This window comes from Streptomyces sp. NPDC047028 (assembly GCF_040644095.1).
GTDB lineage: Bacteria > Actinomycetota > Actinomycetes > Streptomycetales > Streptomycetaceae > Streptomyces.
The window spans coordinates 1-12,900 of the sequence record NZ_JBEYVS010000031.1 but is presented as its reverse complement, the minus strand read 5'-3'; the positions used below and the strand labels follow the sequence as shown (position 1 = coordinate 12,900).

At 73.0% G+C, this 12,900-nt stretch carries 12 protein-coding genes; 1 reads left to right on the top strand and 11 read right to left on the bottom strand.

Features of this window, described 5'->3' with window-relative positions; translation table 11 throughout:
* The 6 genes from ABZ854_RS25525 to ABZ854_RS25500 form a co-directional block, all read right to left on the bottom strand.
* Window positions 1–1,896, bottom strand: a complete 1,896-nt coding sequence (locus tag ABZ854_RS25525; protein WP_361214776.1) for a hypothetical protein — start codon at window positions 1,894–1,896, stop codon at window positions 1–3.
* Complete coding sequence (locus ABZ854_RS25520; protein ID WP_361214774.1) at window positions 1,893–4,310, bottom strand: hypothetical protein; 2,418 nt, start codon at window positions 4,308–4,310, stop codon at window positions 1,893–1,895. The genes ABZ854_RS25525 and ABZ854_RS25520 overlap by 4 nt, the downstream gene beginning before the upstream one ends.
* Window positions 4,307–5,434, bottom strand: a complete 1,128-nt coding sequence (locus tag ABZ854_RS25515; protein WP_361214772.1) for a hypothetical protein — start codon at window positions 5,432–5,434, stop codon at window positions 4,307–4,309. Before ABZ854_RS25515 ends, ABZ854_RS25520 begins: the two co-directional genes overlap by 4 nt.
* Window positions 5,435–5,719: 285 nt before the next feature.
* Complete coding sequence (locus ABZ854_RS25510; protein ID WP_361214770.1) at window positions 5,720–6,382, bottom strand: NAD(P)-binding domain-containing protein; 663 nt, start codon at window positions 6,380–6,382, stop codon at window positions 5,720–5,722.
* A 130-nt stretch (window positions 6,383–6,512) separates the two neighbouring features.
* Window positions 6,513–6,725 (bottom strand): EF-hand domain-containing protein, encoded by a 213-nt coding sequence (locus ABZ854_RS25505; protein ID WP_129311749.1) that lies wholly within the window; start codon window positions 6,723–6,725, stop codon window positions 6,513–6,515.
* 59 nt (window positions 6,726–6,784) lie between these two features.
* Window positions 6,785–7,696, bottom strand: a complete 912-nt coding sequence (locus tag ABZ854_RS25500; RefSeq protein ID WP_361214768.1) for a MerR family transcriptional regulator — start codon at window positions 7,694–7,696, stop codon at window positions 6,785–6,787.
* Window positions 7,697–7,744: 48 nt separating this feature from the next.
* On the opposite strand from ABZ854_RS25500, the gene ABZ854_RS25495 reads away from it, so the two are divergent.
* The gene (locus ABZ854_RS25495) at window positions 7,745–8,416 is read left to right on the top strand and encodes a GNAT family N-acetyltransferase (protein WP_361214766.1); all 672 of its coding nucleotides are present in this window, start codon (window positions 7,745–7,747) and stop codon (window positions 8,414–8,416) included.
* On the opposite strand, the gene ABZ854_RS25490 is transcribed toward ABZ854_RS25495, so the two are convergent.
* The 5 genes from ABZ854_RS25490 to ABZ854_RS25470 form a co-directional block, all read right to left on the bottom strand.
* Window positions 8,373–8,999 carry an ADP-ribosyltransferase gene (locus tag ABZ854_RS25490; protein ID WP_361214764.1) on the bottom strand — a complete coding sequence of 209 codons (627 nt, stop codon included), beginning with the start codon at window positions 8,997–8,999 and terminating at the stop codon, window positions 8,373–8,375. The genes ABZ854_RS25495 and ABZ854_RS25490 overlap by 44 nt on opposite strands.
* Before the next feature lie 76 nt (window positions 9,000–9,075).
* The gene (locus tag ABZ854_RS25485; RefSeq protein ID WP_361214762.1) at window positions 9,076–10,263 is read right to left on the bottom strand and encodes a hypothetical protein; all 1,188 of its coding nucleotides are present in this window, start codon (window positions 10,261–10,263) and stop codon (window positions 9,076–9,078) included.
* Window positions 10,263–11,081, bottom strand: coding sequence for a polysaccharide deacetylase family protein (locus ABZ854_RS25480; protein ID WP_361214758.1), 819 nt, complete (start codon window positions 11,079–11,081; stop codon window positions 10,263–10,265). Before ABZ854_RS25480 ends, ABZ854_RS25485 begins: the two co-directional genes overlap by 1 nt.
* A gap of 48 nt (window positions 11,082–11,129) precedes the next feature.
* Window positions 11,130–11,648, bottom strand: coding sequence for an ATP-binding protein (locus ABZ854_RS25475; protein WP_164992284.1), 519 nt, complete (start codon window positions 11,646–11,648; stop codon window positions 11,130–11,132).
* Window positions 11,649–11,934: 286 nt separating this feature from the next.
* Window positions 11,935–12,702 (bottom strand): enoyl-CoA hydratase-related protein, encoded by a 768-nt coding sequence (locus tag ABZ854_RS25470; protein WP_361214755.1) that lies wholly within the window; start codon window positions 12,700–12,702, stop codon window positions 11,935–11,937.
* Window positions 12,703–12,900 lie beyond the last annotated feature (198 nt).

The window sequence follows — 12,900 nt, the reverse complement described above, 5'->3', positions numbered from 1 at the left end:
TCAGTAGGCGTCCTCGGCGAGGCGGAAGCCGTCGGGCGGGCCGACGGAGAACTGCGGGTCCCCGGAGGCGAGGCGCCGGCCGTAGCCGACGACGCCGTCTCGCAGGAACGCCGCGCAGCTGTGGGCGGCGGACACGGCGTCCTGGTGCGGCGGTGCCATGAAGCCGAACTCGGGCCGGGTGGCCACGGCCCGGATCGCGAACGGGTCGGCCTGGCCGAGGCCCAGCGCGATGACGTGCGGCGCGGCCGGGTTGGTCTCGACGTCGGTGAGCGCGCGGTGGGCGTCCCGCCAGCCGCCGCCCTCGTCGGGGGCGCGGCCGCTGACGACGTACACGATGGGGCGCAGCACCTGCCCGCCCTGTGCCTTGACGACGCCGACGTCCTGTCCGACGACCGTCCGCAGCTGCTGGAAGGCGTGCGTGTACGACAGTCCCGGGCGCGCGGTGAGCAGGGGGGTGGCGGCGGCCGGCGTGACCGTGGCGAGCTGCAGCCGGGGTTCGCTGGTGGCGGCCATGCCGAGGACGGAGAGCCGGAGCCCGGCGGACACCTCGGGGGCGGCGCACAGCGCGGCGTGCAGGTCGCTCAGGCCGCGGTTAAGCTCGGCGAGACAGTCCTTGGCGGACTCGTCGAGGGCGAGGTAGATGAGCGCGGTGTAGGCGGGGGTGGGCGAGGTGCCGACGGGTGCGGGGCCGGGGTGGACGGGCTGGGTCAGGGTCGGGGTGTAGGGCGGGGCGTAGGGCGGGGCGTAGGCCGTCGCACCCGGGGCTCCCGTGCCTGGGGCCGTTGAGCCTGGTGCCGCCGCACCCGGCCCAGGCGGTCCCGGCGCGTACGGTGGCGGGGGCGAGGGGGTGCGGGGCGGGGCGCCGGCCGCCGGACCCGGGGCGAGCCGGCCGACCGGGGCGTCCCAGGGGCGGGCGCCCGGGAGCTGCGGGGTGGCCGCCGGCAGGGCCGCTGTCCCGTCGCCGCCGGCGGCCCGCATCACCACGCCGTTCAGCAGGTGCCGCATGACCTCCAGGTCGCCGGCCTGTACGAGGTTCTTGTCGGCCATCGCCTGGAACAGTTCCAGCGCACGCTGGTTCTGCAGCTCGGCCGTGGCGAACCGGGCCTCCTCCAGCTTGCGGAGCATCTCGAAGGCGCCGGCCGCGTCCTCGGGGTGGGTGTTCATGTACTGCCGGATCAGGCTCTCGCTGTCGATGGGCACACCGCGCAGCGCCTCGGCCTGCCGGGCGGCCTGCTCGATCCGCAACTCCTGCTGCTTTGCCTCGAGTTCGCCCTGCCGTACGACGTTCCCCAGGTCGGGTGTGTGGTCGGCCTGGCCCAGCGTCTCGCGCCGGCCCGCGTCGATCAGGGACTCCAGGTAGGTCAGGGACTTCGCGTCGGGCCGTACCGACACCTGGCAGTCGTAGACGACCAGGCCCTCCGCCAGCACGATCGGCTGGGCACACAACTGGTTGAGGTGGTGCTGGAGTTCGAAGGAGCGCTCGATGGCGAAGCGCTGTCCGGCGCCGTGGAACCGGCGGACCAGGTAGCCGTGGACGACGGGCAGGGCGTCGTCGATGCCGGCCCGCACCAGGTTCTTGGCGCCCTCGGAGCCGTCGACGCGGAAGGAGAAGTCGACCTTGACCTCGAAGGCGTGCACCCCGTCCTGGGAGACGACCGGGTTGCGGCCGAGGACCGCGGTACGGCTGCGGGGCCGCAGGTCGACCTCGTAGCGGGTGCGGTAGCGGGAGAACACCTGCTGCGAGGCGGTCATCGGGCGGCCGCCGTCGAAGCAGTCCACCTCGCCGGAGGCGGTGGCGTAGACGACCGCGAGGTGCGGGTCCTTGGCCTTGGTGGGCCCGACGGCCACCCGGGGCACGGGCTCGCGGCTGACGATCAACGAGACCGGGTCGCTCACCGGCCACCTCCTGGCTGTGTGGGACGGGCGTACGGGGCGGAGGGGCCGGCTGCGGCGCCCACCGCCGACGAGGCGGACGGAGTGGAGGCGGATGCGCGCAGGGCGGCGCGCAGGACGGCCGAGGAGCGGGGCAGCGACAGGAAGCGGTCGGGGTCGGTCCAGCGGGCCGCCTGGTGGTCCAGCAGCATCGCCGTACGGGGGCTGCTGCGGGCCACGTCCTCCACCACGTGCCGGACCATGTCGTCGAGGAGCTGGGGATCGGTCTCGGCGCGGGCGAACCAGCCCTCCAGGACGCTGCCGGCGTCGTCGGAGAAGAGTTCGCCGTTGATCACCTCCGCCCACAGGTAGCCGAGCAGCCGGCGCAGTTCGTGGCCGGGCGGCTGTTCGGCGGCCAGGGTGAGCAGGCGGGGGCGGGGCTGCCGGGTGGAGCCGGGGGGTTCCTCGGTGAGCAGGGCGTTGGCGAGGATCAGGAAGGCGAGATGGCCGGAGGGCCTGCTGGACGGTTCGTGCGCCATCTCGGCGACGGCCCGCAGGACCAGTGGCGCGTGCCCGGCGACGTCCTGTTCGAGCAGGTCGGAGAAGGCGTCGCCGATGGCGATGGCCACGTCGATGTGGTCGACGGTGCCGAGCCGGGTCAGCCGCTGCACGGCGGTGGCGAGGTCGGCGCCGCCGAGGCAGAGGCCGTAGGCGCGGGCGGCGGCGGCCTGGGACTGCCACGCGCCGCTCATGTACCAGCCGTCGACGAGGGCGCGCACGCCGGTGCGCACCTGGGGGTCGCGCAGGCAGATCCGCAGGGCGTAGGCGATGGCCTCGCGGCGGAACGCGCCGGTGTGCTCGGCGTGCAGCCAGCCGGGGAACACCTGGGTGGCGATGTGGTCGAAGGACTCGGTGGCGATCAGGCCGAGGGCGGTCCCGGCGAAGCTGCGCACGGACAGCGACGGCTTGTCGACCAACTCGCCCAGCCAGGCGATGAGTTCGCGCTGAATGCGGTACTCGGACCAGACGTGCCGGATGATCCGGGCCGGGTAGCCGGGGTCGCGGTACTCGGCGACCGTGCAGGGCAGCAGGCCGAGGTCGCCCTTGGTGACGGCGGAGACGGTACGGGCGCGCAACTGGTCGGCGAGGAGCCGGCGGGACTGGCTGAACGGGTCCTGGCTCAGGGGTACGGGCCCGTCCCGCACGCTGTCGGCGAGGACACCCCGTTCGCTGCGGAACCGGTCGAGGAGGGCGCTCGCGGCCATGGCCACATGCTCCTGCGGGAGTCCGCCGAGGACGGCGAGGGCGACGGCCTGGGTGCGCAGTGCGGTGTCGCCGAGCGACTCGAACCACTCCTCGGGGGTCTCCCCGCCGGTGTGGTCCATCCGCGCGCGGACCCGCTCGGGGTCGATGGCGCCGGTGCCGTGCTCGTGCGCGAGGACCTCGGCGAGGCGGGCGGCGTGCAGGCAGCCGGCGGCGCTGTCGAGCAGTTCGGTGACGAGTCCGGGGACACCGGCGGAGGTCAGCGCGCCGTCGGTGTCCGGCTCGCCGAGCCGGTGGGTGAGGTGGGCGCGCAGCACGCCGTCGAGGGCGTGGGGGCGGGTGATGCGCTGCACGTACTCGGTGACGTCCCGGCCCAGCTCGGCCTCGGGCCCGGCGGTCACCACCAGGTGGGCGTCGGCGCGCAGCAACAGGTCTTCCAGTCCGGCGAGTTGGGTGGCGCGCAGTTCGGACAGGTCGACGGGCCGGTCGACGAGGAGTCCGGCGCCGGTGCCGAGCCGGGAGAGTTCGGTGAGGCGGGTCAGTTCGGCGACGGAGTCCAGCAGGTAGAAGGACTTGGCCTGGGCGGCGAGGAGGAGGCGTACGGCGGCCGCGGTCTTTCCGGCGCCGAGGGGGCCGCGCAGCACGACCGAGCGGCGCCGCCAGGCGTCGGCGACGACGTCGTCCCAGCGGGGCGGGGGCTGGAAGGTGTGCCGGACGGTCTCCACGACGCCGGCGGCCAGGACGCGCAGAACGACGCCGCGTTCGCTGCCGGCCTGGATGACGATCTTGTCGCCCTCGACCCGGTCGCCGCCGATCCGGGTCCAGGCGGTGCGCAGCAGTCCGGCCCGCAGGCTGCCGGCGCCGACCCGGGCGGTGGCCTGACTGGCGCTCTCGCTCTTGCCGACGGTGTTGTCGGGGGCCGACGGGCCGCCCGGCTGGGCGGTGTTCGGCGCGCCCGCCTGGTGGTCGGCGCCGTGGGCGCCACCGGCGCCGGGGTCGGGTGCGGTGCCGCCGCTGCCCGGCGAGGGAGCGGTCGGCACCTGCGGGCCGACGGGGCCGTTCGGACTGGTGGGACCGTTCGGGCCGGTCGGGCCGGGGGACGCCGTCGGGGTGACCGCCGGTGCGGCCGTCGTCGTCGGCGCGGCGGCCGGCCCGGTCCCGGCGGGGGTGGTCATGAGCGGCCGTCCCCGGCGCCCGTGCCACGCCGATCGCCCGGGGCACCCGGCCGGGGCTCGGGTCTCGCGTCCCTGAAGTAGTCACCGTGAACGGTGATCCGGTCGCCGCCCACGTAATCGCCGTGGACGGTGAGCTGATCGCCGTCCACGTGGTCGCCCTGGATGGTGATGTGGTCGCGGCCGGCGTAGTCGCCGTGAACCGTGACCCGGTCGCGGCCCGCGTAGTCGCCGTCGACCGTGACCCGGTCGCGGCCCGCGTAGTCGCCCTGGACGGATAACCGGTCTTGGCCCACGCGGTCGCGCCCTATGTAGGCGTCGACGGCGTCGCGGCCTGCGGTTGTGGCGCCGTCGTCACCGGCGTCGTAGGCCTGCTGGGCGTGCCGGCCGTGCCGGCCGTGCTGGGCGGGCGGCGGGACCGGGCTCCCCGGTTCGGTCCCGCCGCCCGCTGCTCCCGCGGTACCGCCCGCACCGGCCGGTCCCCCGGAGCCGGCTCTCGCGCGTGGCGGCTCCCCCGAGTCCGCGGGAAGTCCGGGCGGTGCCGGGTAGCCGGGCACGGTGACCCAGCCCCGGCACTGCTCGCCGTGCTTGGTGACGAAGTCGGCGGGCAGGTACGCAGCCGCGTCGATGCCCGGGTAGCGGCCCCGCACCACCTTGCGGTGCACGGCGTCGGAGACGACCACCACCAGGTGTGCGCGGCCGGCCCGCGCGAGCGCCCGCTTGACGGGGGCCGCGTCGACGAGCCGTGCCACGTCGTTGATGCCGGTGCCGGTCCACCGCTGCCCGTTGCGCAGGACCAGGCCCTGGCCGAGGCCGAGGCGCAGCCGCATCCGGTGGTCCTCGCTGTAGGTGTCGCGGTGCCGGGCCAGGGCGTCGTCCAGCCCGCGCACCAGTTCGCGCAGGAGCCGGGTGGGGCGCGTCTCGGGCGGCAGGAGCAGCAGCATGCCGTCGCCGCGGTCCTGCGCCGTGTACTGCTCCGGTCCGATGCCGGCGCGCGCCAGCGCGAACTCGACGGCGTCGTACAGGCCGTCGTGCAGTGTGGCCTGGGTGGTCTCCGGGCGCAGGCTGAAGTCCTCGATGTCGAGGAGCGCGATCCAGTAGTCCTGCGGATCGTCCTGTACCACCATGTGCGACCTCCCGTACCGGTGCAGGGTCGCGTGCGCCCCGCGCCCTCAACTGGATAGAACGCGCCGTGTGCGGTGTCTACGCCAACTGGCGCACAGCGGCCTCTTGCGCGAACCGCTGTTTCCGACACCGCGTCACAGGAGGCGTACGATGCCCCGCTCAGGTTTATCGGAAACCCGCGCACGGAAACTGGCGAAGCGTCATATTCCGTGCTGGAGAGATGAGTTGATCGTCAACCCTGCCAACTCTGGCCACTCGGCGCATCTCTCGCACCCCCCCACACACGCCTAGCCCCGGAAGTCGGTCGGCCGCTCCTTCGGCGCCTCGGCCAGCGCCTTCTGCACGGCCTCCGCGCCGGCCTGCAGTCCGTACACCGGCGTGCCCGGCTGCTGGCGCCAGGAGTCGTCGATGCCGCCCGCGTCGACGGTGTCGAAGCCGAGTTCCTCGATCAGGGCCCGGACCTTCTCCTTGGCGGCGGTGTCGTCCCCGGCGACCGGCAGCGCCATGCGCTCGGGGTCGCCCGCCGGGCGCGGGCGGTCCAGGAGGTCCTGGGCGTAGGTGCCGTTGAAGGCCTTGATCACGGGGTGCCCGATGTGCCGCTCGCTCCAGCGGCTCTCGACCTGCCCCTCGTCCTCGATGGCGGCGATCCGGCCGTCCCGCTGCTGCGGGTAGTAGTTGCCGGTGTCGATCACGGCGACGCCCTCCGCCGCCCCGTCGAGCAGCCCCGCGGGCAGGTCGGGCACGGCCTTCAGCGGCACGGTGACGATCACGACCTCGGCGCCCTTGGCGGCCTCCGCCACCGGTACGGGCGTCGCCCCGGTCTCCTCGGCCAGTGCGGTCAGGGTGTGGGGGCCGCGGGAGTTGGCGACGGACACGGCGTGACCGAGCGCGGTGAGCCGCCGGGTGAGGTTGCCGCCGATGTTGCCCGCGCCGATGATGCCGATCTTCATGACAGACCCTTCCAGGATCAATGCACATGCATGCTTCCGACACGGGCCTCAACCCCGGCACCCACGGGCCTATTCCGCTGCTACGGCAAAGGGGTGCCCCTCCCTCGCGGGACGGGCACCCCCAGGTGGGTCACTTGCTCAGGTGGGCCCAGAACTCCTCGAAGGAGAGGACCTTGTCGCCGTTGAGGTCGCGGGTCTTGATGATGGCCTCCGCCACCGTGTCGGTGACGTTCCAGTCACCGCCCTGAGCCAGGGCGGACTTGAACTCCGCGGCGGTGATGAATCCGTCACCGTCCGCGTCGATCCGCTGGAATTCCTTGCGTGCTTCCTCGATGTCCGCCACCGATCCGCCCCTTTTGTTCGTGTTTCTCATGCCGTGCAGGCCTACTGACGCAGGTCAGATTAACGGCCCGCCCGAAACTCCAGTGCGGCGACCACCCAGGCGAAGTCCTCCTCGTGGGCGGAGACGGGTGTTCCCTTCAGAACGCCGACGAGTTCGCGGTAGCGGGCGAGCCGGGGATGGTGGACGCGTCTCATGCGGTCCAGCACGGTGGCCCGGTCCGCCGTGCCGATCAGGTCGCGCAGCACCTTCTCCGCCTCCGGCGCCGCCGGGTCGACGCCCTGCTCCCGGGCCCGCCCGGCCAGCTCGACGAGCCGCTTGGCGAACCACGTCGACGCACCGGGAGGCGTGTCGTGGCGCCGGTCGGCCGCGTTGAACTCGGCGGCCCCGCGCATCTGCGCCCGGAACCCGGGGTCCTGCACCATCTCCGCCAGTTCCACCCACGCGTCGACCTGCTCGGGCGTCGGGTCGTCCGGCAGGTTCACCGCGGTCTGCCGCATCCTCTCGTGGATGTCGGAGTCCACGCTGTCGAGCCCGTGGAACAACTCCTCCACGAACTCCTCCATGATCCGCCGACGCTCGGCCGCCGACAGCCTCGCCAATTTGTTCATCAGGGTCATCTCCTCCGCCGTAGAACCACGCCGTGCCACCGTCGACAGCACCGCGCGCGTCACCCGCAGCGACTGGATCTGGGTGTCCAGCGCCGCCACGTGTGCGGCCGCGACCTCGGCCACCGTCCGCTCACCGGCCAGCACCCGGCGTACGTCGTCCAGGCCGAGACCCAGCTCGCGCAGGGTGCGGATCAGTTCGAGGCGGGCCACGGAGCCCGCGTCGTAGAGCCGGTAGCCGCCCGCCGAACGGGCCACCACGGGCAGGGCGCCCTCGTCGGACCAGTAGCGGATGGTGCGCACGGTCAGGCCGGTGGCCCGCGCCAGCGCGCCGATGGTGAGAAGTGCGGTGCCGTCGTCGTTCACGTCTGCGAGTCTGTGCCTTCCAGCGGGTGGAGACTCAAGGGGAGCGGTGTGCGGAGTCTGCGGGACATTCTCGACGGGGCGGCGCGGGGTGTCTTCCCGCCGGCCGACGGCACCACGACGGTCGTGCCGCAGCCCTCGCCGCGCGACGCCGGCGTCCTCGCCCTCACCGCGCACTCGGTGGTCTTCACGGACGAGGACCCGGAGTGGGTGCGCGAGACGCTGGACGCGGTCGCCGGCGAGTGCGACGCCCTGGCCGCGCCCATGAACGCGCGGTTCCTCGCCGCGGTGATGGAGCGGACCGGCCGCCGTACCGACACGATCGACGTGCTGCTGGTCGCCCCGCCGCTGCCGGCCGGGGATGGCGGTCCGGCCCTGCGGGAGATCGGCGACCCCGGGCATCCCCGGGTGGTGGCCGCGCGCGAGCGGCGGGACGACGTGCGGGTGTGGGCGGCGGACGGCGGGCTGCTCGTCCTGGGGCGTGGGGTCGCGGGGCGGCTGGAGGTCGCCGTCGAGGTCGACGAGGGGGTACGGCACCGGGGGCTGGGGCGGGCGCTGGTGACGGCGGCGCGGCGGCTGGCCGGGGAGCCGGTGTGGGCGCAGGTCGCGGCGGGGAACGCCCGCAGTCTGCGGGCGTTCCAGGCGGCCGGCTACCGTCCGGTGGGCTCGGAGGCGTTGCTCAGTGCCACGGGGCGTAGAACGGATTGCTCTCGCAGCCGCTGAGGATCTCCGTCTTGGTCGCCTTGTCGACCGGGCAGGCGCCGACGATGTACTGCCGGGCGATGCCGCCGGGGAAGGCGACCTCGACCTGGTCGGCGTACTTGTGGGCGGTGCCGATGGTCTTGTTGACGTCGATGCCGCCGGGCGCGTCGACGTAGTAGTTGTACTTCGACTTCCAGGCCTTGAAGAGGTCGTGGTCGTAGGTCGTCGAGACGTACGGCGAGGGCTGGTTGACGAGGACGTACTTCTCGATGTCGTACTGCCCGTTGATGACGTCCTTCGGCTGGAAGCCCTCCTCGAAGACGGTCTCCGGGTCACGGTTGTCGCTGCGCCACAGGGTGCCGCAGGTGGTGCGCCACGCCGGCTTCGGGGTGATCCGGTCGAGGTCGGCGCGCCGGTCGGCGGCGGCCCGGAGCTTGTCGTCGAACTGGGGGCAGGAGGCCGCGGCCTTCGCGGCGGGGGCCGCGTGGACCGTCCTGGCCGGGGCCGCGGTGGGCGCGGTGGCGGCCGTGGTGGCGAGGACGGCGCCGAGGGACAGGACGGCGGCGGTGCCGCGGCGGCGGCGCGAGCGAGTGGTGCTGGTCATACGGAGCACGATGGCCGCTCGCGCGCGCCTCGGGCGGGACCGTCACCCGTCCGTCGGCGCGTCAACTGACTCTCGGTCAGCGGAAGATCCCGGTGTGTCCGAGCGAGTAGCGGCCCGGCTGGGGGTAGACGGCGAGGCCGTGCGGGCCGCTGCCGACCTTGATGCGGGCCAGTTCGTCGCCGGTGCGGGTGTCGATGGCGTACACCTCGGCGTTGTAGCGGCCGGACAGCCACAGCACCTTGCCGTCGGCGGAGACGCCGCCCATGTCGGGGCTGCCGCCGCCGGGCAGGTGCCACTTCTTCGTGAGCCGGTTCTGGGTGAAGTCGAAGACGGAGATGGAGCCCTCGCCCCGGTTGGAGATGTACATCTCGCGGGAGTCCCGGCTGATGTACAGCCCGTGGGCGCCCTTGCCGGTGGGCAGGAACGTGGGCTTGGCGAAGGTGTCGCCGTTCAGGATCCACACCCCGTCGGCCTTCATGTCGGCGATGTAGAACCGCTTGCCGTCCGGGGAGATCTTGACGTCCTGCGGCTGGGCGTCGTCGTAGGGCAGCTTCTGCTGTCCGACGACCTTCATCTTCACCGTGTCCACCTTCAGCAGCTCGCCGCTGAACTCGCAGGAGACGATGAAGTAGCGGCCGTCGACGGAGAAGTCGGCGTGGTTGACGCCGTAGCAGCTGACCGGCAGCGCCTTGACGGTCTTCATGGTGTGCGCGTCGCGGAAGACGAGCTGGCGGTCCATGGAGGCCATGACGATGGCGTACTTGCCGTCGGGCGTGAAGTACAGGTTGTACGGGTCGTGCACGGGGACGGGGTCGCCCGCCTTGCCGGTCCGCGGGTCGATGGGGGTGAGGCTGTTGCCGAGGTCGTTGTTGACCCACAGCGTCTTCAGGTCCCAGGACGGCACGACGTGCTGGGGCTGCCGGCCGACCGGGATGGTGTCGATGACCTTGTACGTCTTCGGGTCGATGACGGTCACCGTGTCGGACTCGGTGTTGGGCACGTACACCCGGGGCGGGAAGTCCTTGACGACCGGGGAGAGGTGGTTCGGCCGGTCGGCGGCGTAGACGTCGCTGGGGTCGGTGACCGGGGGCATCCCGGGCAACACGTTGACCTGGGGTTTCTTCGGCTTCGGCCGGGGCGCGGCGGGTGCCTTGCTGCCGAGGGCCTCGTCCGCGTGCTGCTGGGTGCCGCACGCGGAGAGCAGGGACAGGACGGTGAGGGCGGCTCCGGCGGCCAGCAGGCGGGCGGCTTTGGTGGGTTGCATCAGCTCAGCAGCTCCGTGGTGGTGACCGCGCGCAGGCCGCGGCGGTCGAGTTCGTGGAGTACGGCGGGGAGGGCGGCGACCGTGTCCGGATATCCGAAGTGCATGCTCACGACGGAGCCGCCGCGCACCTCGGCGAGGACCTTGCGGGTGACGGCGTCGGCGCCTGGACGGGTGTAGTCCAGCGAGTCGACGTCGTACGACAGCACGTGCGGGTAGCCGGCCGCGCGGGCCAGCCGGGCGACGAGCGGGGAGGCGGTGGGGGCACGGGAGGGGCGGAACCAGCTGCCGATGGAGCCGGTGAGCCGCTTGAGCCGGTCGGCGCAGCCGGTGATCTCGGCGCGGGCGTCGGCCTCGGACATGGCGTTGATGGCGACGTGCCGCTGGGTGTGGTTGCCGAGGTCGTGGCCGCCGTCGAGGATGCGGCGGGCCATGTCGGGGTGGTCGTCCAGCCAGGTGCCGACGGCGAGGACGGTCAGGTGGGCGCCCTGCTGTTCGGCCGCGGTGAGCAGGGAGTGTGCGAGGGCGGGGTCCCCCTGGCCGTGGAAGGTGAGGGCGACCTGGGGGCGGGTGCGCGGTCCGTGGGTGATCTGGGCGGGTTCGCCGGGGTAGGCGCGGGGGGCGGGGGCGGTGCGGGGGGTGGCCGCGGGGTGGCCGGACGCGCGGGAGGACGGGGCGGTGGAGGACGTGGGGGCGTTCGCGGCCGGTGAGGCCGCGGCTGACGGATGGTCCGGGGCGCTGCCGCACCCGGCGGCGAGGGCGCCCCCGGCGACGAGCCCGGCGCCCGCGCGCAGCACCTCGCGTCGGTTGGTCGTGGTCACCCGACCATTTAAGGGGGACTGGGTAAGAAAACCGCCGATTACCCCATTTTAGGGAATTTTCGGGTCGCGTTCGGTGACGCGCATCTCGAACCAGGTCGTCTTGCCGCGCGGCAGCAGGTCGACGCCCCACCGGTCGGCCAGTTCGTCGACCAGGAAGAGTCCCCGGCCGCTGACGTCGGTCTCCTGAACCGGCATCAGACAGGGCAGCCCGCGGGACGGGTCGCGGACCTCGACGCGGAGCCAGCCGGTGCGGCGGCGCATCCGGAGCCCGAACACCCGGGCGCCGGTGTGCCGTACGGCGTTGCCGACGAGTTCGGAGACGAGTAAGACGACTTCTTCGGTCATCTTGGGGGTGAGCCCCCAGTTGCGCAGGACGACGACCTGGGCGAGGCGGCGCGCGGTGGCCGCGGACTCGGGGCGGGACGGCAGCGGCACCTCCGACTGCGCGGGATTGCCGAAGAGTTCGAGCGCCTTCAGTCCTCGCTCGTCCTCGACCGCGGGCGACCAGCGCGCCGCGGCCGCACGGCTGTGTCCCCGCGGCTGTTCGATACCCTCCAGCCCCGCCATGCCCCCATGATGGCGGTCCGGAGCCGTCTCCGTGGCCGTTCCGGAGGAATACGCCCCCCGCACGCCCCTGATGCGCCCCATTCGCTCGGCATATGCCGACGGCAGGAGAGGCTCGGCGAGAACCCGGCTGACCTGCGGGGACGACTCATCACGGGGCAATCGTCCGACTCCCTCGACGAGGCAGACTTAAGGCTGCGTTAAGGCTGCCATAAACCGCCCCATCGGGGGACCCATATCGGACGACGCGTCAACTCGGCGGGACTTGGCCCAAGTTCGGCCGAAGGAGTCAGAGGAACTTGGCCTTGCCCGGGCCCTCCTCCACGAAGCTGCGCATGCCCCGCTCGCGGTCCTCGGTGGCGAACAGGCCCGCGAACCAGTTCCGCTCTACGGCGAGACCGGTGTCGATGTCGGTCTCCAGACCGGTGTCCACGGACTCCTTCGCCGCGCGCAGGGCGATCGCCGGTCCCTGCGCGAGCCTCGCGGCCCAGGCGTGCGCCTGCGTGTACACCTCGTCGGCCGGTACGACCCGGTCCACCAGGCCAATGGCGAGGGCCTCGTCGGCCTTGACCATACGGCCGGTGAAGATGAGGTCCTTGGCCTTGGAGGGGCCGACCAGGCGGGGCAGGCGCTGGGTGCCGCCGGCGCCCGGGATCAGGCCGAGCAGGATCTCGGGCTGGCCGAGCTTGGCGTTCTCGGCGGCGATGCGGTAGTCGGCGCACAGGGCGAGTTCGCAGCCGCCGCCGAGGGCGTAGCCGGTGACGGCCGCGACGACGGGCTTGGGGATGCGGGCCACGGCGGTGAAGGAGTCCTGGAGGGCGCGGGCGCGCAGGACCATCGCGGCGTGGTCCATCTCCTGCATCTCCTTGATGTCCGCACCCGCCGCGAACACCCGCTCGCCGCCGTAGATCACCACGGCGCGCACGTCGTCGCGGCGGGTGGCCTCCTCGGCGAGTTCCTTCAGCCGGTCCTGCGTGGCGATGTCCAGCGCGTTCATCGGCGGGCGGTCCAGGCGCAGGGTTCCGACACCTTCGGCGACTTCGAGATTCACGGTCATGCTCCGCAGGTTAGCGGGCGTTCACGGCCGGGGTTACTCCGGTACGTCGTCGGCTTGCGGTCGTGGTGGGTTGCTCGCGCAGTTCCCCGCGCCCCTATAGGGGCGACGAACCGTTTCAGTGCCTCGGGTCCGCCGTACGGCTCGTGCACCGCCCACGGCGACACCCCGTCGTACCCCCAGCCGTGCCGCCCCGGGAAC

What these genes read in the sequence shown, in the direction of transcription:
- ABZ854_RS25510 (WP_361214770.1), bottom strand. Translation starts at nt 6,382, where the DNA reads ATGAAGATCGGCATCATCGGCGCGGGCAACATCGGCGGCAACCTCACC.
- ABZ854_RS25490 (WP_361214764.1), bottom strand. Translation starts at nt 8,999, where the DNA reads ATGACCAGCACCACTCGCTCGCGCCGCCGCCGCGGCACCGCCGCCGTC.
- ABZ854_RS25470 (WP_361214755.1), bottom strand. Translation starts at nt 12,702, where the DNA reads ATGACCGTGAATCTCGAAGTCGCCGAAGGTGTCGGAACCCTGCGCCTG.
- ABZ854_RS25485 (WP_361214762.1), bottom strand. Translation starts at nt 10,263, where the DNA reads ATGCAACCCACCAAAGCCGCCCGCCTGCTGGCCGCCGGAGCCGCCCTC.
- ABZ854_RS25520 (WP_361214774.1), bottom strand. Translation starts at nt 4,310, where the DNA reads ATGACCACCCCCGCCGGGACCGGGCCGGCCGCCGCGCCGACGACGACG.
- ABZ854_RS25515 (WP_361214772.1), bottom strand. Translation starts at nt 5,434, where the DNA reads ATGGTGGTACAGGACGATCCGCAGGACTACTGGATCGCGCTCCTCGAC.
- ABZ854_RS25475 (WP_164992284.1), bottom strand. Translation starts at nt 11,648, where the DNA reads ATGGCGGGGCTGGAGGGTATCGAACAGCCGCGGGGACACAGCCGTGCG.